Below are 19,232 nucleotides of genomic sequence, written 5' to 3'. Positions count from 1 at the left end.
TCAGGCGTGAACGCGACTGCAAGAGACCGGGCTGGGGCTTTGCCTGGTCGTGACGAGATAATTGAGATGAGTCGTGAGGTTATTGTTGGCTATCCCCTTTATAACCGCGGCAAAAAGGGGACAAACCACTTACTTAAACATGGCAATAGGCTTTGCTGAGATACCAAAATCTTCTTTTAACTGTTGTTTGCTCTTCATGACCATCTGACCATTTGTGTCAATTGTCATATGCTGTGCTTCGGTATTATGGCGGGCTTGCCACAGCATCACCAGTTGCAGGCAGTTCTCTTTTTGTTCCTCGGTCAACGCAACGCCATCAGGCCATTTCCCCAGTTCAACGGCGGTCGACAAACGCTGGTATACCTCAGGCGTCATGCTGTTGATAATGTCATCAAGATTCATAATTTTTCCGCTCCTGTGGAATAAGTTGCTGAATCGTTTTTTCAACCGTTGATTTCTTCGCCGTTTTCGCCATCGGTAAAGCGTAAAGAGGCTGAGTTAACACAATAACGTTCACCCGTTGGCTGCGGCCCGTCGGGGAAGACATGCCCCAGATGGGCATCACAGTTACCGCAACGAATTTCTATGCGCTGCATTCCATGTGACAAGTCTTTGATATAACGAATGGATTCTTCACTCACCGGTTCGTAGAAACTGGGCCAGCCACAGCCGGAATCATACTTGGTTTGGGAATGAAACAGCGGGGCATCGCAGATCAAACAGTGATATACGCCGTCACGCTTGTTATGCAGTAAACGACCCGTAAATGGCGGCTCGGTCCCATGATTCTGCGTCACGTAGAACTGCATCTCGGACAAATTTTTTTTCAGTTCTTCTGCCGAAGGTTTATTAGCCATTTGCTCACATCTCACTTTAATCGTGCTCACATTACGTGACTGATTCTAACAAAACATTAACACCAACTGGCAAAAATTTGTCCTAAACTTGATCTCGACGAAATGGCCGCACCTAAATCGTGATGAAAATCACATTTTTATCGTAATTGCCCTTTAAAATTCGGGACGCCGACCCCATGTGGTCTCAAGCCCAAAGGAAGAGTGAGGCGAGTCAGTCGCGTAATGCTTAGGCACAGGATTGATTTGTCGCAATGATTGACACGATTCCGCTTGACGCTGCGTAAGGTTTTTGTAATTTTACAGGCAACCTTTTATTCACTAACAAATAGCTGGTGGAATATATGACTATCAAAGTAGGTATCAACGGTTTTGGCCGTATCGGTCGCATTGTTTTCCGTGCTGCTCAGAAACGTTCTGACATCGAGATCGTTGCAATCAACGACCTGTTAGACGCTGATTACATGGCATACATGCTGAAATATGACTCCACTCACGGCCGTTTCGACGGTACCGTTGAAGTGAAAGACGGTCATCTGATCGTTAACGGTAAAAAAATCCGTGTTACCGCTGAACGTGATCCGGCTAACCTGAAATGGGACGAAGTTGGTGTTGACGTTGTCGCTGAAGCAACTGGTCTGTTCCTGACTGACGAAACTGCTCGTAAACACATCACCGCTGGCGCGAAAAAAGTGGTTATGACTGGTCCGTCTAAAGACAACACTCCGATGTTCGTTAAAGGCGCTAACTTCGACAAATATGCTGGCCAGGACATCGTTTCCAACGCTTCCTGCACCACCAACTGCCTGGCTCCGCTGGCTAAAGTTATCAACGATAACTTCGGCATCATCGAAGGTCTGATGACCACCGTTCACGCTACTACCGCTACTCAGAAAACCGTTGATGGCCCGTCTCACAAAGACTGGCGCGGCGGCCGCGGTGCTTCCCAGAACATCATTCCGTCCTCTACCGGTGCTGCTAAAGCTGTAGGTAAAGTACTGCCAGAACTGAATGGCAAACTGACTGGTATGGCGTTCCGCGTTCCGACCCCGAACGTATCCGTAGTTGACCTGACCGTTCGTCTGGAAAAAGCTGCAACTTACGAGCAGATCAAAGCTGCCGTTAAAGCTGCTGCTGAAGGCGAAATGAAAGGCGTTCTGGGCTACACCGAAGATGACGTAGTATCTACCGATTTCAACGGCGAAGTTTGCACTTCCGTGTTCGATGCTAAAGCTGGTATCGCTCTGAACGACAACTTCGTGAAACTGGTATCTTGGTACGACAACGAAACCGGTTACTCCAACAAAGTTCTGGACCTGATCGCTCACATCTCCAAATAAGTTGAGATGACACTGTGATCTAAAAAGAGCGACTTCGGTCGCTCTTTTTTTTACCTGATAAAATGAAGTTAAAGGACTGCGTCATGATTAAGAAAATTTTTGCCCTTCCGGTCATCGAACAAATCTCCCCTGTCCTCTCCCGTCGTAAACTGGATGAACTGGACCTCATTGTGGTCGATCATCCCCAGGTAAAAGCCTCTTTTGCATTACAGGGCGCACACCTTCTCTCATGGAAACCTGCAGGTGAAGAAGAAGTTCTGTGGTTGAGTAACAACACACCGTTCAAAAATGGCGTCGCCATTCGCGGTGGCGTACCGGTTTGCTGGCCGTGGTTTGGTCCGGCTGCACAACAAGATCTGCCTGCGCACGGTTTTGCCCGCAACCTGCCGTGGACGCTGAAATCACATCGTGAAGATGCTGATGGCGTAGCGCTGACTTTTGAATTGACACAAAGCGAAGAGACAAAAAAATTCTGGCCGCACGACTTTACGCTATTAGCGCATTTCCGCGTGGGTAAAGCCTGTGAAATCGATCTTGAAGCACACGGCGAATTTGAAACCACCTCTGCCCTGCATACCTACTTTAACGTGGGTGATATCACTAAGGTAAGCGTCAGTGGACTAGGCGATCGCTTCATTGATAAAGTGAATGACGCGAAAGAAGATGTACTGACCGACGGTATTCAGACCTTCCCTGACCGTACCGATCGCGTGTATCTGAATCCGCAAGATTGCAGCGTGATTAATGATGAAGCGCTGAATCGTATTATCGCCGTAGGTCACCAGCATCATCTGAACGTTGTAGGCTGGAATCCGGGACCGGCGCTTTCAGTTAGCATGGGCGACATGCCGGACGATGGCTACAAGACCTTTGTTTGTGTAGAAACGGCTTACGCTTCAGAAACGCAAAAAGTCACCAAAGAAAAACCTGCACATCTGGCGCAATCCATTCGCGTTGCCAAACGTTAATTTGCGTTAATGTTGTGTGCCGGGTGCGATGCATCCGGCACGTATCAACATCACACCATATCCAGCGCAGTTTTTCCTTTTGGTGCCGGATACGCTTTATCCAGCATAGCTAATTCCGCTGGAGAAAGTTCGACCTCAAGCACAGCCGCATTCTGTTGGACATGGGCAATCGTGGCCGCTTTTGGAATCGCCATCACACCCTGATGGCTGATTACCCACGCCAACAATACTTGTGCCGAGCTGATATTGTGAGCATGTGCAATTTCGTTGACTACTGCGTTTTTTAGCAGCCCATTGCGCAACCGCCCGGCCTGAGCTAACGGACTGTAAGCCATCACCGGTATCTGCTGTTGCTGGCACCAGGGGAGTAGATCGTACTCAATCCCTCGTGAACCGAGATGGTAAAGTACCTGATTAGTGGCACACTGATTTCCCCCTGGCAGCTGCCAGAGTTCCTGCATATCGGCATAATCAAGGTTAGAAACGCCCCAGCGGCGGATTTTTCCCTGGGCGATCAATTTTTCCATCGCTGCGACAGTCTCTTCAAAAGCGAAACTGCCAGACCAGTGTAATAAGTAGAGATCGAGATAATCAGTATTGAGACGGCGTAAACTGGCTTCGCATGCATTTATCGCTTTTTGCCCGCCAGCATTCCACGGATAGACTTTAGAGACGAGAAAGACCTTCTCTCGCAGACCGGTTAATGCTTCCCCAACCACCATTTCGGCACCGCCCTCGGCATACATTTCGGCGGTATCAATGAGGGTTAAACCGAGCTCAATGCCCGCGCGTAGTGCAGCTACTTCTGTTTTACGCTGACTGGCATCTTCGCCCATATACCATGTTCCCTGCCCTATGGCTGGCAGTGAGACATCGCCACTAAATTGAATCATTTTTTGTCGCATTGTTTCCTCCCAGGTATTGCACCACCGTAATGCAAAACAGGGCATGACGCCCTGTTTTTATGCACAAAATGCCCTGGAAAGATGCATTATCAGAATTTGTAGGTGATCCCGGTAGAAATCAGGCCAGTCCAGGATTTATCCACCATTGGGCTGTCAGTAACTTCATCAGACAGACGGGTGTAGCGCGCGGTACCGTAAACACTCCAGTCGCCGAGGAAGTTGTAGCTGGCGCTCAGCTCCAGGTAAGGGCTCCAGCTGTCGTTCGGGTTATAGCCACGCAGACCGCTGCGAGCGGACTCTTTGCGCGATACGCCATAATAGTATTCGTTCTGGTTTTCGCTGTTCCACTGCACACCAATACCCGGAGTCACGGTCAGGCCACCGTTGGTGTAACGATACAACCAGGCCATATCCCAGACGATGCCGTTGCTGTTATCCAGGGTATCGCCAGCCAGGGTGGTACGCAGGTAACCGTACTGGGTAAAGTGAGCATAAGACAGACCAGCCATCATGGTGCTCTTACGGTCATCCAGGTGACGCATTTGGTGATCGCCACTGTCTTTCGCTTTGAAGTAAAGCGGCGACCAATAAGCGGTAATTGAAAGTTTGTCCGTTGCGTCATTCCACAGGTAGTAACCACCACCTAAGCCACGGAACCAGAAGTTATCGCCTTCATAGTTGATTACCGGTACTGGGTAGACATCGGTATCGTAATCTTTATATGGGTGTTCAACGACACCTACGCCTGCGCCCAGGGAAAATTTACCTTCAGCGTGCGCTACGCCTGCAGACGTTGCGATAAGCACTCCAAGTGCCAGAAGTTTGAGTTTGGTCACAATTAATCATTCCTTAAACAAATGTTTAGCGGGCGACAAAGTTTACCCGTCAATACATCGAAACCCAACCTTTTTACGTTTTCATTTTTTAAAGTAACTGTTTAATTTTCCTGACGCGGATGACACCGCGCTTACAGCCAAATGAATTTAGCGTTACTGGCGAGCCTGGTCTTTACATTAATTATGCAAAATTTATGGATGAGTTGTTGATATGCCATTGAAATTAAGAAAGCCGTGCAGGCAAGTTTTCCATTTGCCATCTACGCTTAATTTTGAAGGTGTATCACCGGGCACGTTGTTCTCATCGTCGATAAAATGGCATGAGAGTTGCTGTGTTTTAGCAAGAGACGTCGTTCAGTTTACCTCTTCCGGGAGCCTCTACTATTCATATGAACGGCTCTTAACCTGTGCTAAAAAACGAAAGGACGGCATACCATGAATATATTCGATCACTATCGCCAGCGATATGAAGCTGCCAAGGACGAAGAGTTCACACTGCAGGAGTTTCTTACCACTTGTCGGCAAGATCGCAGTGCTTATGCCAACGCGGCTGAGCGGCTATTGATGGCTATCGGTGAGCCTGTCATGGTCGATACAGCCCAGGAACCCAGACTTTCTCGACTCTTTTCTAACCGGGTCATTGCACGTTATCCGGCGTTTGAAGAGTTTTACGGCATGGAAGACGCGATTGAACAGATTGTCTCTTATCTGAAACACGCGGCTCAGGGGCTGGAAGAGAAGAAACAAATTCTGTATCTGCTGGGGCCTGTGGGTGGGGGTAAATCATCGCTTGCTGAGCGACTGAAATCATTAATGCAGCTCGTACCGATTTATGTATTGAGCGCCAACGGTGAGCGTAGCCCGGTCAACGATCATCCGTTCTGTCTTTTCAATCCGCAGGAAGATGCGCAGATTCTGGAAAAAGAGTATGGCATTCCTCGCCGTTATCTCGGCACCATCATGTCGCCGTGGGCGGCAAAACGCCTGCATGAATTTGGTGGCGATATCACTAAGTTCCGGGTAGTGAAGGTCTGGCCGTCAATTCTGCAACAAATTGCTATCGCCAAAACGGAACCCGGTGATGAGAACAACCAGGACATCTCCGCGCTGGTTGGGAAAGTCGATATTCGTAAACTCGAACACTACGCGCAGAATGACCCGGACGCCTACGGCTATTCCGGTGCACTGTGCCGCGCCAACCAGGGGATCATGGAATTTGTCGAGATGTTTAAAGCACCGATTAAAGTGCTGCATCCCTTGCTAACCGCCACTCAGGAAGGTAACTACAACGGGACGGAAGGTATCTCCGCCCTGCCGTTCAACGGGATTATTCTCGCCCACTCGAACGAATCCGAATGGGTCACTTTCCGTAATAACAAAAACAACGAAGCCTTCCTCGATCGTGTTTACATCGTGAAGGTGCCGTATTGCTTGCGCATTTCCGAAGAGATCAAAATCTACGAGAAATTGCTTAATCACAGTGAATTGACTCACGCCCCCTGCGCCCCTGGCACGCTGGAAACGCTGTCACGTTTTTCCATTCTTTCGCGCCTTAAAGAGCCAGAAAACTCCAGCATTTATTCAAAGATGCGGGTTTATGATGGCGAAAGTCTGAAAGACACAGATCCCAAAGCCAAGTCGTATCAGGAATATCGTGACTACGCCGGTGTCGATGAAGGGATGAACGGTCTGTCGACGCGTTTTGCGTTTAAGATCCTCTCCCGCGTGTTCAACTTCGATCATGTAGAAGTGGCGGCAAACCCGGTCCATCTGTTCTACGTCCTGGAACAGCAGATCGAGCGCGAGCAGTTCCCGCAAGAGCAGGCAGAACGCTATCTGGAGTTCCTGAAAGGTTACTTGATCCCGAAATATGCCGAGTTTATCGGCAAAGAGATCCAGACGGCCTACCTTGAATCCTATTCCGAATATGGGCAAAACATTTTCGACCGTTATGTTACCTACGCGGATTTCTGGATTCAGGATCAGGAGTATCGCGATCCGGATACCGGGCAGTTGTTTGACCGCGAGTCTCTTAACGCCGAGCTGGAGAAAATCGAGAAACCGGCGGGGATCAGTAATCCAAAAGATTTCCGCAACGAGATTGTTAACTTCGTACTGCGCGCCAGAGCGAATAACAGCGGACGCAATCCGAACTGGACCAGCTATGAAAAACTGCGCACGGTTATTGAGAAGAAAATGTTCTCCAATACCGAGGAGCTGTTGCCGGTTATTTCGTTTAACGCCAAAACGTCAACCGACGAGCAAAAGAAACACGACGATTTTGTCGACCGTATGATGGAAAAAGGCTACACCCGTAAACAGGTGCGTTTACTGTGCGAATGGTATTTGCGCGTACGTAAATCGTCTTAACAACCCTGGCCCGGTACACATGCTACCGGGCCTACAACGACAGCGAACCGTGGGCCAGAGAAGCGGCAACACAGGCGTAGCATACAGTTGGCAAATGTAGTACGGGGGGCATATGACCTGGTTTATTGACCGGCGTCTGAACGGCAAAAACAAAAGCATGGTGAATCGCCAGCGTTTTTTACGCCGTTATAAAGCGCAAATTAAACAGTCGATCTCCGAGGCCATTAATAAGCGTTCGGTGACTGACGTCGACAGCGGCGAGTCTGTATCCATTCCCACGGAAGATATTAGCGAACCGATGTTTCATCAGGGGCGTGGCGGTCTGCACCACCGCGTGCATCCGGGCAATGACCATTTCGTCCAGAATGACCGAATTGAACGTCCCCAGGGTGGCGGCGGAGGTTCCGGCAGTGGTCAGGGCCAGGCCAGCCAGGATGGTGAAGGTCAGGATGAATTTGTCTTTCAGATTTCGAAAGATGAGTATCTTGATCTGCTCTTTGAAGATCTGGCCTTACCGAATCTGAAACAAAACCAACAACGCCAGCTGACCGAATATAAAACGCATCGTGCGGGTTATACCGCTAACGGCGTTCCGGCCAATATCAGTGTTGTGCGTTCATTGCAGAACTCACTGGCACGACGCACAGCCATGACGGCGGGCAAGCGGCGGGAACTTCATGCGCTGGAAGAGAATTTGGCCATCATCAGCAATAGTGAACCTGCGCAACTGCTGGAAGAGGAACGTCTGCGCAAAGAAATTGCAGAATTACGTGCCAAAATTGAACGCGTCCCTTTCATTGACACCTTCGATTTACGTTACAAGAACTACGAGAAGCGGCCCGATCCCTCCAGCCAGGCAGTGATGTTTTGCCTGATGGACGTTTCCGGTTCAATGGATCAGTCCACTAAAGATATGGCTAAGCGTTTTTATATTCTGCTGTATCTGTTCCTTAGCAGAACGTATAAGAACGTGGAAGTCGTATACATCCGCCATCATACCCAGGCGAAAGAAGTCGATGAACATGAGTTTTTCTACTCGCAGGAAACTGGCGGCACCATTGTTTCCAGCGCCCTGAAACTGATGGATGAGGTAGTGAAAGAGCGTTATAACCCGGCACAGTGGAATATTTACGCGGCACAAGCATCGGACGGCGATAACTGGGCCGATGACTCTCCGCTTTGCCATGAAATCCTGGCGAAAAAATTATTACCCGTCGTTCGTTATTACAGCTATATCGAAATTACCCGTCGTGCACATCAGACACTGTGGCGAGAATATGAGCATCTGCAATCTACTTTCGACAACTTTGCGATGCAGCATATCCGCGACCAGGATGATATTTATCCGGTGTTCCGTGAACTGTTTCATAAACAAAATGCAACAGCTAAAGACTAAAACTATCAGCCGGGTCATTATCGCCTGGCTGATTTTTAGCTCACTGTAAATTATCTCATTTATTACATACATTAGCTTACAATCGCTTTAAATATGACAGCATAACCTTTACACAATTTAGTTCCAGAAAACAATCATTCGGAAAAATGATTCGGTCAACACGTGTTTCCCTGGGGTTATTCTTTAAATATTTTTTATCGTTAACGAAAATTGATCCTAGTCAAAACTATATATCTCTGCCATCAATAAAATCCAGCACTCACATTGCTCTCCTTTTTATGGCTTCTATGGGTACACAAAAATTAAAAGCTCAAGGCTTTTTTATTTTCAGCTTATTGCTGACGTTAATTTTATTTTGCATTACTACCTTATATAACGAAAACACGAATGTAAAACTCATCCCACAGATGAATTACCTGATGGTTGTTGTGGCTTTGTTTTTCCTTAACGCCGTCATTTTTCTTTTCATGTTAATGAAGTATTTCACTAACAAACAAATTTTACCAACACTCATTTTAAGCCTTGCATTTTTAAGTGGCCTTATCTATTTAGTTGAAACCATTGTAATTATCCATAAACCAATCAACGGCAGTACACTGATCCAGACAAAGTCGAATGATGTTTCTATTTTCTATATTTTCCGCCAACTCAGTTTCATTTGTTTAACCTCGCTGGCGCTCTTTTGTTATGGGAAAGACAACATCCTTGACAACAATAAGAGAAAAACTGGCATTCTGTTACTGGCACTGATTCCTTTTTTAGTTTTTCCCCTTCTGGCACACAATCTGAGCAGTTATAACGCTGACTATTCTTTGTATGTCGTCGATTACTGTCCGGACAACCATACTGCGACCTGGGGAATCAACTATACAAAAATATTGGTTTGTCTGTGGGCATTTTTACTGTTCTTTATTATCATGCGCACACGATTAGCCAGCGAACTATGGCCGTTAATAGCATTATTATGTCTGGCATCGCTATGCTGCAACTTACTTCTACTAACTCTGGATGAGTATAATTACACCATCTGGTATATCAGTCGCGGGATTGAAGTCTCCAGTAAACTGTTTGTTGTGTCTTTTCTGATTTATAACATTTTTCAGGAACTGCAACTCTCCAGCAAACTGGCAGTTCATGATGTGCTGACCAATATTTATAATCGCCGCTACTTTTTCAACAGCGTAGAGTCATTATTGTCGCGACCTGTTGTTAAGGACTTCTGTGTCATGCTGGTTGATATTAATCAGTTCAAACGCATCAATGCCCAATGGGGACATCGTGTGGGTGATAAAGTGCTGGTTTCAATTGTCGATATTATCCAGCAAAGCATCCGCCCCGATGATATTTTAGCGCGACTGGAGGGTGAGGTGTTTGGCTTGCTATTTACCGAACTGAATAGTGCCCAGGCAAAAATCATTGCGGAACGTATGCGTAAAAATGTCGAATTCCTGACCGGCTTTAGTAACAGATATGATGTTCCTGAGCAAATGACCATCAGTATTGGCACGGTTTTTTCAACGGGTGACACACGTAATATCTCGCTTGTCATGACGGAAGCAGATAAAGCCTTACGCGAAGCGAAAAGCGAGGGGGGCAACAAAGTGATTATTCATCATATTTAAGTGCAAAAATATTCAGAGCCATGCTTTTTGCGTGGCTTTTGCATACAATTTATTACTATTACCCCTAAATTTCCCCTCCCCAGCGGCGCAGAGATGAGTATAATTAGCGCCCCTGTGCCAGGCCGCAATCGAACTTTATCTGGTTTTCTCGTTTCACTAACCGAAGGAGTGCCATTTATCATGAAATTGCACCATAGAATGCTCCGGCATTTTATCGCCGCAAGTGTCATTGTGCTGACATCTTCCTTCCTTATTTTTGAACTTGTCGCCAGTGACAGAGCAATGAGTGCCTATCTGCGCTATATCGTGCAGAGAGCAGACTCCTCCTTTCTTTATGATAAGTATCAGAATCAGAGTATTGCCGCGCATGTGATGCGCGCTCTCGCTGCTGAGCAGTCGGAAGTGTCGCCAGAACAGCGGCGCACCATCTGCGAGGCTTTTGAGTCTGCCAATAATACCCATGGCTTAAACCTGACTGCCCATAAATACCCTGGCTTACGCGGCACACTACAAACCGCATCCACTGACTGCGACACAATTGTGGAAGCTGCAGCACTATTACCCGCTTTTGATCAGGCAGTGGAAGGCAACCGCCACCAGGATGATTACGGTTCAGGTCTTGGGATGGCCGAAGAGAAATTTCACTATTATCTCGATCTCAATGACCGCTATGTCTATTTTTATGAGCCGGTTAATGTTGAATACTTTGCGATGAATAACTGGTCTTTCCTGCAGTCAGGAAGTATTGGCATCGATCGCAAAGATATTGAAAAGGTATTTACCGGGCGTACCGTTTTATCGAGCATTTACCAGGATCAGCGTACTAAACAGAACGTGATGAGTTTGCTGACGCCGGTATATGTCGCAGGGCAGCTAAAAGGGATTGTGCTGCTGGATATTAACAAAAACAATCTGCGGAATATCTTTTACACTCATGACCGCCCTCTCCTCTGGCGTTTTCTCAATGTCACGCTAACCGATACCGATTCGGGGCGCGACATTATCATCAACCAGAGCGAAGACAATCTGTTCCAGTATGTCAGTTACGTCCATGACTTACCGGGCGGCATTCGTGTCTCGTTATCCATTGATATTCTTTACTTTATCACGTCTTCGTGGAAAAGCGTTCTGTTCTGGATTTTGACGGCGTTAATTTTGCTGAATATGGTGCGGATGCACTTCCGTTTATACCAAAATGTGTCGCGAGAAAATATTAGTGATGCGATGACTGGACTCTATAATCGCAAAATTTTAACCCCTGAACTGGAGCAGCGGTTGCAAAAACTGGTGCAATCCGGTTCTTCGGTGATGTTTATTGCAATTGACATGGACAAGTTAAAGCAAATAAATGACACCCTCGGTCATCAGGAGGGGGATTTAGCGATTACGTTATTAGCGCAGGCGATTAAACAGTCAATTCGTAAAAGTGATTATGCCATCCGACTCGGTGGCGATGAATTCTGCATCATTCTTGTCGATTCGACGCCGCAAATTGCAGCACAACTGCCTGAACGTATCGAAAAACGTCTGCAACATATCGCGCCGCAGAAAGAGATCGGCTTCTCTTCCGGTATTTACGCGATGAAAGAAAACGATACGTTACATGATGCGTATAAAGCTTCCGATGAGCGTTTATATGTCAATAAGCAGAACAAAAACAGCCGTTCATGATAACCTTCTATGGTTGTTTGCTTGTAATCTCAGGAGCATGAAATGACTGAAATGGCTAAAGGAAGCGTGACGCATCAGCGGTTAATCGCTTTATTATCACAAGAAGGTGCTGACTTCCGCGTCGTTACCCATGAAGCGGTAGGTAAATGTGAAGCGGTGTCAGAAATTCGTGGCACCGCTTTAGGCCAGGGGGCTAAGGCACTGGTATGTAAAGTCAAAGGCAATGGTGTAAATCAACATGTTCTGGCGATCCTCGCGGCCGATCAACAGGCCGATCTGAGCCAACTCGCCAGCCATATAGGCGGATTACGCGCTTCGTTGGCCAGCCCGGCGGAAGTCGATGAACTCACAGGCTGTGTCTTCGGCGCGATCCCCCCTTTCAGCTTCCATCCAAAACTCAAACTGGTTGCCGACCCCCTACTCTTCGAACGATTTGATGAAATCGCCTTCAATGCAGGCATGCTGGATAAATCCGTTATTTTGAAAACCGCGGATTATTTGCGCATTGCGCAACCAGAACTGGTCAATTTCCGCCGCACTGCGTAACTAGCCTGTCCGTTCGATAAGAAGAACGGACAAAACCAGCACAACAGCAATGGCAAAAAACGATGACGTGATAATCAGAGTCTCGACGAACATTTGATCGTTCATAGTATGCCCCCGGGAGATAGCTGTTTTCACGTTATTGTTAGCGTGCGCAAATGGCAGTTTGATGACAGATCGCCTGATTTTTTATGCAAAAAACGTAAAGATTTTCTACTTCCTTCCTGCAGCAAGCGTAAAGTAAGCAGGCTTATTATTCTTTGGCAAGGAAACCACGATGTTTGATGTCACTTTGCTGATCCTGCTCGGGTTAGCTGCGCTGGGCTTTATCAGTCATAACACCACTGTCGCCGTTTCAATTCTGGTGTTAATCATTGTCCGCGTCACACCGTTAAGCACCTTTTTCCCGTGGATTGAAAAACAGGGGCTAAGTATCGGGATAATCATTCTGACGATTGGCGTTATGGCCCCCATCGCCAGCGGGACGCTACCGCCCTCAACCCTGATTCACTCGTTTCTGAACTGGAAATCGCTGGTGGCAATTGCAGTAGGCGTTATTGTCTCCTGGCTAGGTGGGCGCGGCGTGACGTTAATGGGCAGCCAGCCGCAACTGGTCGCCGGGCTGCTGGTGGGCACTGTTTTGGGCGTGGCGCTGTTTCGCGGAGTACCGGTTGGCCCGCTTATTGCCGCGGGTCTGGTTTCGCTGATTGTGGGGAAACAGTAGTTAATCCCGCAATATATCGGCCTGGCGTTTGCCCCAGGCCTTTCTTAAACATAGTAATAAAGGCCGTTGTTGAATCATACCCCAGCGTATGAGCAACTTTCTGTACAGTATCGCCTTTCACTAATCCCTGAAGCGCCATAATCAGCTGTAACTGCTGACGCCACTGGCGAAAACTCAACCCCGTCTCTTTCACTATCAGTCGGGCAAGATTGCGTTCACTCATCGCAAAAAAGCGAGCCCATTGCCCCAATGACCCCCACTCGACGGGCTCTTTCGCCATCATCTCCACCATCGCGCGAATTTTAGGATGAGAAGAAACGGGTAGGTGCAGCTGTTGTTGTGGCTGCTGAGGGAGTTCATCAAACAGGACCTGAATTAATCTGCGGGTCATCGGCTCAGCACGCTGAGTCGACGTTCTGTTTGCCAGGGTTAAAATTAATTCCCGGCATAAGGGCGATATTTTCAATGTGCAACAGGTTGTCGGCATTGTCACTGCGCTGGGTTCGATAAACAGAAAACAGAGTTCAGCGTTAGCTGTCACTTGATTGCTATGTTCCACCCCGCCCGGTATCCAAACCGCATATTGCGGTGGCACCATCCACAAAGCATTTTCCACCGTACAGGTAATTGCACCATGTAGCGCCAGTATCAGCTGTCCTTTGCGGTGCTGATGTACAGGACTGGTTAACTCATCCGTTCCGGCGTGAATACAAAATGCGACCGCGGCTTCATGGTGTCGGTCGGGTTCATAGCCATTGAGATTCAACCTGTGCATCATTTTGTCCGAATTTAGCGATAATTTGTCATTTTAGCTTGATTCAACATAACAATAAAAACGGTAAGGTACAGCCTCGTTTGTAACAATGAGAAGCATATGACCTGTTCAACTTCATTAAGCGGCAAAAACAGGATTGTCCTTATCGCTGGTATTCTGATGATTGCCACAACATTACGCGTCACCTTTACCGGCGCAGCACCGTTACTGGATACGATTCGTTCCGCTTACTCGCTGACGACGGCGCAAACCGGCTTATTGACAACCCTGCCATTATTAGCCTTTGCGCTAATCTCACCTCTGGCTGCCCCGGTGGCGCGACGTTTTGGTATGGAACGTAGCCTGTTTGCCGCGTTACTTTTGATCTGTGCTGGTATCGCAATTCGCTCTCTCCCTTCGCCTTACTTATTATTTGGCGGTACAGCGGTCATTGGCGGTGGAATTGCATTAGGCAATGTCTTACTGCCAGGATTAATTAAACGCGATTTCCCTCATTCCGTCGCCAGACTTACCGGCGCATATTCCCTGACAATGGGAGCTGCAGCGGCACTGGGATCGGCTATGGTCGTGCCGCTGGCTTTGAACGGTTTTGGCTGGCAAGGCGCGTTGCTCATGCTGATGTGTTTTCCTCTGCTGGCTCTTTGTTTATGGCTGCCACAGTGGCGAAGTCAACAACATGCAAATTTGAGTACCTCACGCGCCTTACATACTCGGGGTATCTGGCGTTCTCCGCTTGCCTGGCAGGTAACATTGTTTCTTGGGATCAACTCACTGGTCTATTACGTGATTATTGGCTGGCTTCCGGCGATCCTCATCAGTCACGGCTATAGCGAAGCACAGGCGGGTTCACTGCATGGTTTGCTGCAACTAGCCACAGCAGCTCCCGGTTTGCTGATCCCACTTTTCTTACATCATGTGAAAGATCAGCGTGGTATTGCAGCGTTCGTTGCCTTGATGTGCGCAGTGGGCGCGGTTGGGCTCTGCTTTATGCCAGCGCACGCGATCACCTGGACTCTGCTTTTCGGTTTTGGTTCCGGCGCAACAATGATACTGGGGTTGACGTTCATTGGTCTTCGGGCAAGTTCTGCGCATCAGGCGGCGGCACTCTCGGGGATGGCACAATCCGTCGGGTATTTGCTGGCAGCCTGTGGGCCGCCGCTGATGGGTAAAATACACGATACTAACGGTGACTGGTCCATACCATTGATGGGTGTTGCCATACTTTCACTACTGATGGCGATTTTCGGACTTTGCGCCGGGAGAGACAAAGAAATTCGCTAATATCCGGTGCTATAGTGACGTGACAAATCATGCGTGAAAGGGAGAACAAACAAGATGAATATTCAGTGCAAACGCGTTTATGATCCGGCTGAACAGAGCGATGGATATCGCGTACTGGTCGACCGCCTCTGGCCGCGCGGTATCAAAAAAACCGATTTAGCCCTTGATGAGTGGGATAAAGAAATCACGCCGTCAACGGAACTGCGCAAAGCCTTTCACGGCGAAGTCGTCGATTTTGCAACCTTTCGCGAGCAATATCTTGCAGAACTGGCGCAACACGAGCAAGAAGGAAAGCGGCTGGCGGACATCGCCAAAAAACAGCCGCTGACCCTGCTCTACTCAGCCAAAAACACCACGCAGAACCATGCGCTGGTGCTGGCCGACTGGCTACGTAGCTTATGATTTTAGTACAGCATCCGGCGGTTATTTTTCACCAGCCGGATGGTCCCGTCGCCACAATGCCCATTCATCAATCGTTTCACCGCCCGGTAATTTGCAATTGTTGCTGACCCCTTGCGCTGTCTGCACTGGAATGAGCGTCCCGCCCTTCTGCTGGCAATAGACCGACGCCGGATTTGCCATACCAATCTGCGGCGGTTTGGGTGCTTCTGGCTGAGAAGGGGTTGAACAACCAGCCAGGACCAGCAAGCAAGGCAGAACAAAACTGATAATTTTCATTTATTGATCTCACATATTTATCCAGACTTAGAGTATCGCGGTATCGTTTTGTTTTGCAGCACTATTTTTATTACATTCACTCAAATCATATTACGCCTTGTTTCATCTTTGTTGATGATGTTTTATCATGCCTGCAAAGATTAAATAATCAGCATTTACCCGCCGTATCCTGGAGTTGTTTCGTGTCAGATCAGATTATCGCCCGCGTCTCGCAATCCCTTGCCAAAGAACAGTCACTGGAAAGTCTGGTCCGACAGCTTCTGGAGATGCTGGAAATGGTCACTGATATGGAATCAACCTACCTGACCAAAGTGGATGTCGAAGCGCGCCTGCAGCATATTATGTTTGCCCGTAACAGCCAGAAAATGCACATCCCGGAGAATTTTACCGTCTCGTGGGATTACTCGTTATGCAAACGCGCCATTGATGAAAACTGCTTTTTCAGCGATGAAGTCCCTGACCGTTGGGGCGACTGTATTGCGGCACGCAATCTTGGCATCACCACATTTCTGAGCACGCCAATTCACTTACCGGATGGATCATTCTATGGCACGCTTTGCGCCGCCAGTAGTGAGAAGCGCCAGTGGAGTGAACGCGCGGAACAGGTTTTACAGTTATTCGCCGGACTGATTGCACAATATATTCAAAAAGAGGCACTGGTTGAACAGCTGCGCGAAGCCAATGCTGCGCTGATTGCGCAATCGTATACCGACTCGTTAACCGGGCTACCGAATCGGCGGGCGATTTTTGAAAACCTGACGACGCTGTTTTCTCTCGCCCGACATCTTAACCATAAGATAATGATCGCGTTTATCGATCTGGATAACTTCAAATTAATCAACGATCGTTTTGGTCATAATAGTGGTGATTTGTTCCTCATTCAGGTTGGCGAGCGCCTTAATACGCTCCAGCAAAATGGCGAAGTTATTGGTCGTCTCGGCGGTGATGAGTTTTTGGTTGTTTCACTGAACAACGAGAATGCGGATATTTCGTCTCTGCGAGAACGTATTCAGCAGCAAATACGCGGAGAATATCACTTAGGTGATGTTGATTTGTATTATCCCGGTGCCAGTCTTGGCATAGTAGAAGTCGATCCTGAAACGACCGATGCAGACAGTGCCCTGCATGCTGCCGATATCGCGATGTATCAGGAGAAAAAACACAAACAGAAAACACCTTTTGTCGCGCATCCAGCGCTACATTCCTGAGGCGTATTCACATCCTTTTGATTGGTGATAACATGCGAATCGGTATTATTTTTCCGGTTGTAATCTTTATTACAGCGGTCGTATTTTTAGCATGGTTTTTTATTGGCGGCTATGCTGCCCCGGGAGCATAAAGATGAAAAAAACAACGATTATTATGATGGGTGTGGCGATTATTGTCGTAGTCGGCACTGAGCTGGGATGGTGGTAACGTCACATCTAGAAAATAGCAAAGGCTGCCTGTGTGCAGCCTTTGTGCAATTTAAGCGTTAACTTTTAATCTTTCTGTAGATAAACAGCACGACAATCGCGCCAATAACGGCAACCACGAAGCTGCCAAAATTGAAGCCATCGACTTTACCAAAGCCAAACAGCGTGCTGATCCATCCGCCGACTACGGCACCGACTATCCCCAGCAGGATAGTCATAAAGAATCCACCACCATCTTTACCTGGCATGATCCACTTCGCCAGAATACCGGCAATAAGCCCAAAAATAATCCATGACAGAATGCCCATTGTTTCCTCACTTATCTGTTTTGCATTAGCGGGTTAGTCGCTGATAAAAAGCATAGCACAACATCGGGAGGGCAAGATTTGCGACGAGCATCACGGAGGATTTTTTTGCGATGGCGCAGAAATTGCGCCATCAACGATCAGTGATAATTACCAACCACAAACATCATGTTCGTTTTCCGTGTCATAAGAACGCACGGTATTCACCAGATCTTTTATCACTTCAGCCGCCACTTCTGGCACCAGCAAAGTCATCGGCGTCTCTGTTTCATAATCGACAGAAACGCCATTGCTGTTATTGGTGACGGTCACGGTATACGTTGCTTTGCCCATGATTCATTTCCCGTTATGAATGACTTTCCGTTGTTGCGCGCCTTCCATCAGGACTTCAGGAGCAACGAAGAAGTCAATGTTGAAATAAGTATCGTCAGTCATGGCTTCAATGTTGTGCCACTTTTCTGGAGGGAACACCGCAAACTGCCCCGCTTCGATAAGGATCACCTGATCAGGCTCTGCATTGTGTTCATCAGGGTAGCCGAGATATTTGACCGCCCCATGCATAACGGAAAGGCGTGGGTAAACTCCCGGGCGCGTTCCTTTATCAAGATGACGTTCGAATATTCCGGCAGGCGCAGTTTGTTTATTCCAGAAAGGCGTTGAGCGCGTATGAATATAATTCTGTGGGATTTGCAGCATCCTTTTCCCTCCTTCGGTGAATGCGCTGAAAATGGTTTATTCCAGCCGTTTCAGGGTACGCCTGATAATTTGCATTTTAAATACCATTTATTGGTTACTTTTTAGCACCATATCAGAGAAGAATCAGGGAGGATTACAGATGGGAAGCCCGCGACAACGCGGGCTGAAAGCATCAGGATTGCAGCGTCGCCAGTCGGGCGGCGAAACCCACGAACATCAAACCAATCAGAGAGTTGCCCACTTTAGCCAGTTTCTTTTTGGTACGTATGTACTGTGTGACAAAAGCACCAGAAATAATCAGGAAGCTCAAATAGCAGAAACTCACCAGTTCCAGCGTCGTCGCCAGAATAAAGAATGAAATTCCCGTATGTGGGGCATTAACATCGATAAACTGTACGAAAAACGACACATAGAACAAAATGGCTTTCGGATTAGTCAGGCTCAAAATTAACGCGCGTTTAAAAATGGCACCGTATTGGGGCTCATCGGATTTGGCCTCGTTATTTTTACCCTTCAGGGTCGCGTAGAGAATTTTACTCCCCAGATAGAGCAAATAAAATGCACCAAGATAACGTACAATGTTGAATAATATCGGGGTGGTCTTAATTAATGTCGCCACTCCAGCCCATGCCAGAAACATCAATACCGCATCGCCAATAAATACACCGCAGGCCGCAAGATAACCGCCTTTCATACCGCTACTGACGCTATTTTTGAGTACAAACAGGGTATTTGGCCCTGGCACCAACACAATAAAAATGGCCCCAACCAGATAGGTCCAGTAATTCAGAACCCCGTATTCAGCGAACACATTAACCTCTTTAATTATCTTTCGATCATGCGCGATTAAAGG

24 protein-coding genes are annotated in these 19,232 nt (G+C 47.7%); 13 read left to right on the top strand and 11 right to left on the bottom strand.

Annotated features, from left to right (window positions below):
* Nucleotides 1-129 precede the first annotated feature (129 nt).
* A complete protein-coding gene (locus tag ACJHYR_RS13585; RefSeq protein WP_001046790.1) occupies nucleotides 130-402 on the bottom strand; it encodes a YeaC family protein in 273 nt (90 codons plus the stop codon).
* Between the two features lie 41 nt (nucleotides 403-443).
* Nucleotides 444-857 (bottom strand): peptide-methionine (R)-S-oxide reductase MsrB, encoded by a 414-nt coding sequence (msrB, locus tag ACJHYR_RS13580; protein WP_001284618.1) that lies wholly within the window; start codon nucleotides 855-857, stop codon nucleotides 444-446.
* A 341-nt stretch (nucleotides 858-1,198) separates the two neighbouring features.
* Here msrB and gapA point away from each other — a divergent pair, with 341 nt between their 5' ends.
* A complete protein-coding gene (gene gapA, locus ACJHYR_RS13575) occupies nucleotides 1,199-2,194 on the top strand; it encodes a glyceraldehyde-3-phosphate dehydrogenase (RefSeq protein WP_000153502.1) in 996 nt (331 codons plus the stop codon).
* Nucleotides 2,195-2,277: 83 nt separating this feature from the next.
* The gene (locus ACJHYR_RS13570) at nucleotides 2,278-3,162 is read left to right on the top strand and encodes a D-hexose-6-phosphate mutarotase (protein WP_001469181.1); all 885 of its coding nucleotides are present in this window, start codon (nucleotides 2,278-2,280) and stop codon (nucleotides 3,160-3,162) included.
* A gap of 50 nt (nucleotides 3,163-3,212) precedes the next feature.
* Here ACJHYR_RS13570 and yeaE read toward each other — a convergent pair whose 3' ends face one another.
* Together yeaE and mipA are read right to left on the bottom strand one after the other, a co-directional pair.
* Nucleotides 3,213-4,067, bottom strand: coding sequence for a methylglyoxal reductase YeaE (gene yeaE / locus ACJHYR_RS13565; protein ID WP_001314799.1), 855 nt, complete (start codon nucleotides 4,065-4,067; stop codon nucleotides 3,213-3,215).
* 89 nt (nucleotides 4,068-4,156) lie between these two features.
* Nucleotides 4,157-4,903: a scaffolding protein MipA gene (gene mipA / locus ACJHYR_RS13560; RefSeq protein ID WP_000163771.1), complete on the bottom strand. Its 747-nt coding sequence runs from the start codon at nucleotides 4,901-4,903 to the stop codon at nucleotides 4,157-4,159.
* Nucleotides 4,904-5,338: 435 nt separating this feature from the next.
* Between mipA and yeaG the strand changes: the two genes are divergently transcribed.
* The 5 genes from yeaG (at nucleotide 5,339) to yeaK (ending at nucleotide 12,508) form a co-directional block, all read left to right on the top strand.
* Nucleotides 5,339-7,273: a protein kinase YeaG gene (gene yeaG / locus ACJHYR_RS13555; protein WP_001019882.1), complete on the top strand. Its 1,935-nt coding sequence runs from the start codon at nucleotides 5,339-5,341 to the stop codon at nucleotides 7,271-7,273.
* A gap of 112 nt (nucleotides 7,274-7,385) precedes the next feature.
* A complete protein-coding gene (locus ACJHYR_RS13550) occupies nucleotides 7,386-8,669 on the top strand; it encodes a YeaH/YhbH family protein (protein ID WP_072837364.1) in 1,284 nt (427 codons plus the stop codon).
* Nucleotides 8,670-8,815: 146 nt separating this feature from the next.
* Complete coding sequence (locus tag ACJHYR_RS13545; protein ID WP_072837363.1) at nucleotides 8,816-10,291, top strand: GGDEF domain-containing protein; 1,476 nt, start codon at nucleotides 8,816-8,818, stop codon at nucleotides 10,289-10,291.
* A gap of 180 nt (nucleotides 10,292-10,471) precedes the next feature.
* On the top strand, nucleotides 10,472-11,962 hold the full coding sequence (gene dgcJ / locus ACJHYR_RS13540; RefSeq protein WP_001322965.1) for a diguanylate cyclase DgcJ: 1,491 nt from the start codon (nucleotides 10,472-10,474) through the stop codon (nucleotides 11,960-11,962).
* Between the two features lie 42 nt (nucleotides 11,963-12,004).
* Complete coding sequence (gene yeaK, locus ACJHYR_RS13535) at nucleotides 12,005-12,508, top strand: mischarged aminoacyl-tRNA deacylase (RefSeq protein WP_000138043.1); 504 nt, start codon at nucleotides 12,005-12,007, stop codon at nucleotides 12,506-12,508.
* On the opposite strand, the gene yoaI is transcribed toward yeaK, so the two are convergent.
* Entirely contained in the window at nucleotides 12,509-12,613 is a 105-nt protein-coding gene (gene yoaI, locus ACJHYR_RS13530; RefSeq protein WP_000999630.1) for a small membrane protein YoaI, read from the bottom strand.
* Between the two features lie 169 nt (nucleotides 12,614-12,782).
* Between yoaI and ACJHYR_RS13525 the strand changes: the two genes are divergently transcribed.
* Nucleotides 12,783-13,229 (top strand): DUF441 domain-containing protein, encoded by a 447-nt coding sequence (locus ACJHYR_RS13525; protein ID WP_000460707.1) that lies wholly within the window; start codon nucleotides 12,783-12,785, stop codon nucleotides 13,227-13,229.
* Here ACJHYR_RS13525 and nimR read toward each other — a convergent pair.
* On the bottom strand, nucleotides 13,186-14,007 hold the full coding sequence (gene nimR / locus ACJHYR_RS13520; protein ID WP_000972237.1) for a DNA-binding transcriptional regulator NimR: 822 nt from the start codon (nucleotides 14,005-14,007) through the stop codon (nucleotides 13,186-13,188). The genes ACJHYR_RS13525 and nimR overlap by 44 nt on opposite strands.
* Before the next feature lie 96 nt (nucleotides 14,008-14,103).
* On the opposite strand from nimR, the gene nimT reads away from it, so the two are divergent.
* Nucleotides 14,104-15,285: a 2-nitroimidazole transporter gene (gene nimT, locus ACJHYR_RS13515; RefSeq protein WP_001587137.1), complete on the top strand. Its 1,182-nt coding sequence runs from the start codon at nucleotides 14,104-14,106 to the stop codon at nucleotides 15,283-15,285.
* Between the two features lie 54 nt (nucleotides 15,286-15,339).
* Nucleotides 15,340-15,687, top strand: coding sequence for a DUF488 domain-containing protein (locus ACJHYR_RS13510; RefSeq protein WP_001025381.1), 348 nt, complete (start codon nucleotides 15,340-15,342; stop codon nucleotides 15,685-15,687).
* Nucleotides 15,688-15,708: 21 nt separating this feature from the next.
* Here the strand turns inward: ACJHYR_RS13510 and yoaF are convergent, their stop codons facing one another.
* Nucleotides 15,709-15,963, bottom strand: a complete 255-nt coding sequence (gene yoaF, locus ACJHYR_RS13505) for a DUF333 domain-containing lipoprotein YoaF (protein ID WP_000691930.1) — start codon at nucleotides 15,961-15,963, stop codon at nucleotides 15,709-15,711.
* Nucleotides 15,964-16,145: 182 nt separating this feature from the next.
* Here yoaF and dgcP point away from each other — a divergent pair, with 182 nt between their 5' ends.
* Genes dgcP through yoaJ form a run of 3 tightly spaced genes read left to right on the top strand, consistent with a single transcriptional unit; the run spans nucleotide 16,146 to nucleotide 17,379 of the window.
* Complete coding sequence (dgcP, locus tag ACJHYR_RS13500; protein ID WP_001306169.1) at nucleotides 16,146-17,171, top strand: diguanylate cyclase DgcP; 1,026 nt, start codon at nucleotides 16,146-16,148, stop codon at nucleotides 17,169-17,171.
* A gap of 32 nt (nucleotides 17,172-17,203) precedes the next feature.
* The gene (locus ACJHYR_RS13495) at nucleotides 17,204-17,302 is read left to right on the top strand and encodes a YoaK family small membrane protein (RefSeq protein WP_001219350.1); all 99 of its coding nucleotides are present in this window, start codon (nucleotides 17,204-17,206) and stop codon (nucleotides 17,300-17,302) included.
* Nucleotides 17,303-17,304: 2 nt separating this feature from the next.
* Nucleotides 17,305-17,379: a protein YoaJ gene (gene yoaJ / locus ACJHYR_RS13490; RefSeq protein ID WP_072837369.1), complete on the top strand. Its 75-nt coding sequence runs from the start codon at nucleotides 17,305-17,307 to the stop codon at nucleotides 17,377-17,379.
* Between the two features lie 58 nt (nucleotides 17,380-17,437).
* Here the strand turns inward: yoaJ and ACJHYR_RS13485 are convergent, their stop codons facing one another.
* The 4 genes from ACJHYR_RS13485 to leuE all read right to left on the bottom strand — a co-directional run bounded on the left by ACJHYR_RS13485 (nucleotide 17,438) and on the right by leuE (nucleotide 19,190).
* Nucleotides 17,438-17,686: a GlsB/YeaQ/YmgE family stress response membrane protein gene (locus ACJHYR_RS13485; protein ID WP_000512153.1), complete on the bottom strand. Its 249-nt coding sequence runs from the start codon at nucleotides 17,684-17,686 to the stop codon at nucleotides 17,438-17,440.
* Between the two features lie 147 nt (nucleotides 17,687-17,833).
* The gene (locus ACJHYR_RS13480) at nucleotides 17,834-18,016 is read right to left on the bottom strand and encodes a DUF1869 domain-containing protein (protein WP_000513737.1); all 183 of its coding nucleotides are present in this window, start codon (nucleotides 18,014-18,016) and stop codon (nucleotides 17,834-17,836) included.
* Between the two features lie 3 nt (nucleotides 18,017-18,019).
* Nucleotides 18,020-18,379, bottom strand: coding sequence for a DUF1971 domain-containing protein YeaR (yeaR, locus tag ACJHYR_RS13475; protein ID WP_025210560.1), 360 nt, complete (start codon nucleotides 18,377-18,379; stop codon nucleotides 18,020-18,022).
* A gap of 172 nt (nucleotides 18,380-18,551) precedes the next feature.
* Complete coding sequence (leuE, locus tag ACJHYR_RS13470) at nucleotides 18,552-19,190, bottom strand: leucine efflux protein LeuE (RefSeq protein ID WP_000457202.1); 639 nt, start codon at nucleotides 19,188-19,190, stop codon at nucleotides 18,552-18,554.
* Nucleotides 19,191-19,232: the final 42 nt, after the last annotated feature.

This window comes from Escherichia sp. WS1450 (genome assembly GCF_046487395.1).
Classification (GTDB): Bacteria; Pseudomonadota; Gammaproteobacteria; order Enterobacterales; family Enterobacteriaceae; genus Escherichia; species Escherichia coli.
The sequence above is the reverse complement of the archived record's forward strand: the minus strand, read 5'-3'. Positions and strand labels throughout refer to the sequence as shown.

Coding starts and splice junctions, on each gene's coding strand:
- yoaI (WP_000999630.1), bottom strand. CDS start 12,613: ATGAACGATCAAATGTTCGTCGAGACTCTGATTATCACGTCATCGTTT.
- gapA (WP_000153502.1), top strand. CDS start 1,199: ATGACTATCAAAGTAGGTATCAACGGTTTTGGCCGTATCGGTCGCATT.
- ACJHYR_RS13525 (WP_000460707.1), top strand. CDS start 12,783: ATGTTTGATGTCACTTTGCTGATCCTGCTCGGGTTAGCTGCGCTGGGC.
- ACJHYR_RS13510 (WP_001025381.1), top strand. CDS start 15,340: ATGAATATTCAGTGCAAACGCGTTTATGATCCGGCTGAACAGAGCGAT.
- nimT (WP_001587137.1), top strand. CDS start 14,104: ATGACCTGTTCAACTTCATTAAGCGGCAAAAACAGGATTGTCCTTATC.
- yeaR (WP_025210560.1), bottom strand. CDS start 18,379: ATGCTGCAAATCCCACAGAATTATATTCATACGCGCTCAACGCCTTTC.
- yeaG (WP_001019882.1), top strand. CDS start 5,339: ATGAATATATTCGATCACTATCGCCAGCGATATGAAGCTGCCAAGGAC.
- dgcJ (WP_001322965.1), top strand. CDS start 10,472: ATGAAATTGCACCATAGAATGCTCCGGCATTTTATCGCCGCAAGTGTC.
- ACJHYR_RS13550 (WP_072837364.1), top strand. CDS start 7,386: ATGACCTGGTTTATTGACCGGCGTCTGAACGGCAAAAACAAAAGCATG.
- yeaK (WP_000138043.1), top strand. CDS start 12,005: ATGACTGAAATGGCTAAAGGAAGCGTGACGCATCAGCGGTTAATCGCT.
- yeaE (WP_001314799.1), bottom strand. CDS start 4,067: ATGCGACAAAAAATGATTCAATTTAGTGGCGATGTCTCACTGCCAGCC.
- ACJHYR_RS13485 (WP_000512153.1), bottom strand. CDS start 17,686: ATGGGCATTCTGTCATGGATTATTTTTGGGCTTATTGCCGGTATTCTG.
- ACJHYR_RS13480 (WP_000513737.1), bottom strand. CDS start 18,016: ATGGGCAAAGCAACGTATACCGTGACCGTCACCAATAACAGCAATGGC.
- ACJHYR_RS13495 (WP_001219350.1), top strand. CDS start 17,204: ATGCGAATCGGTATTATTTTTCCGGTTGTAATCTTTATTACAGCGGTC.
- ACJHYR_RS13585 (WP_001046790.1), bottom strand. CDS start 402: ATGAATCTTGATGACATTATCAACAGCATGACGCCTGAGGTATACCAG.
- ACJHYR_RS13570 (WP_001469181.1), top strand. CDS start 2,278: ATGATTAAGAAAATTTTTGCCCTTCCGGTCATCGAACAAATCTCCCCT.
- yoaF (WP_000691930.1), bottom strand. CDS start 15,963: ATGAAAATTATCAGTTTTGTTCTGCCTTGCTTGCTGGTCCTGGCTGGT.
- msrB (WP_001284618.1), bottom strand. CDS start 857: ATGGCTAATAAACCTTCGGCAGAAGAACTGAAAAAAAATTTGTCCGAG.
- nimR (WP_000972237.1), bottom strand. CDS start 14,007: ATGATGCACAGGTTGAATCTCAATGGCTATGAACCCGACCGACACCAT.
- ACJHYR_RS13545 (WP_072837363.1), top strand. CDS start 8,816: ATGATTCGGTCAACACGTGTTTCCCTGGGGTTATTCTTTAAATATTTT.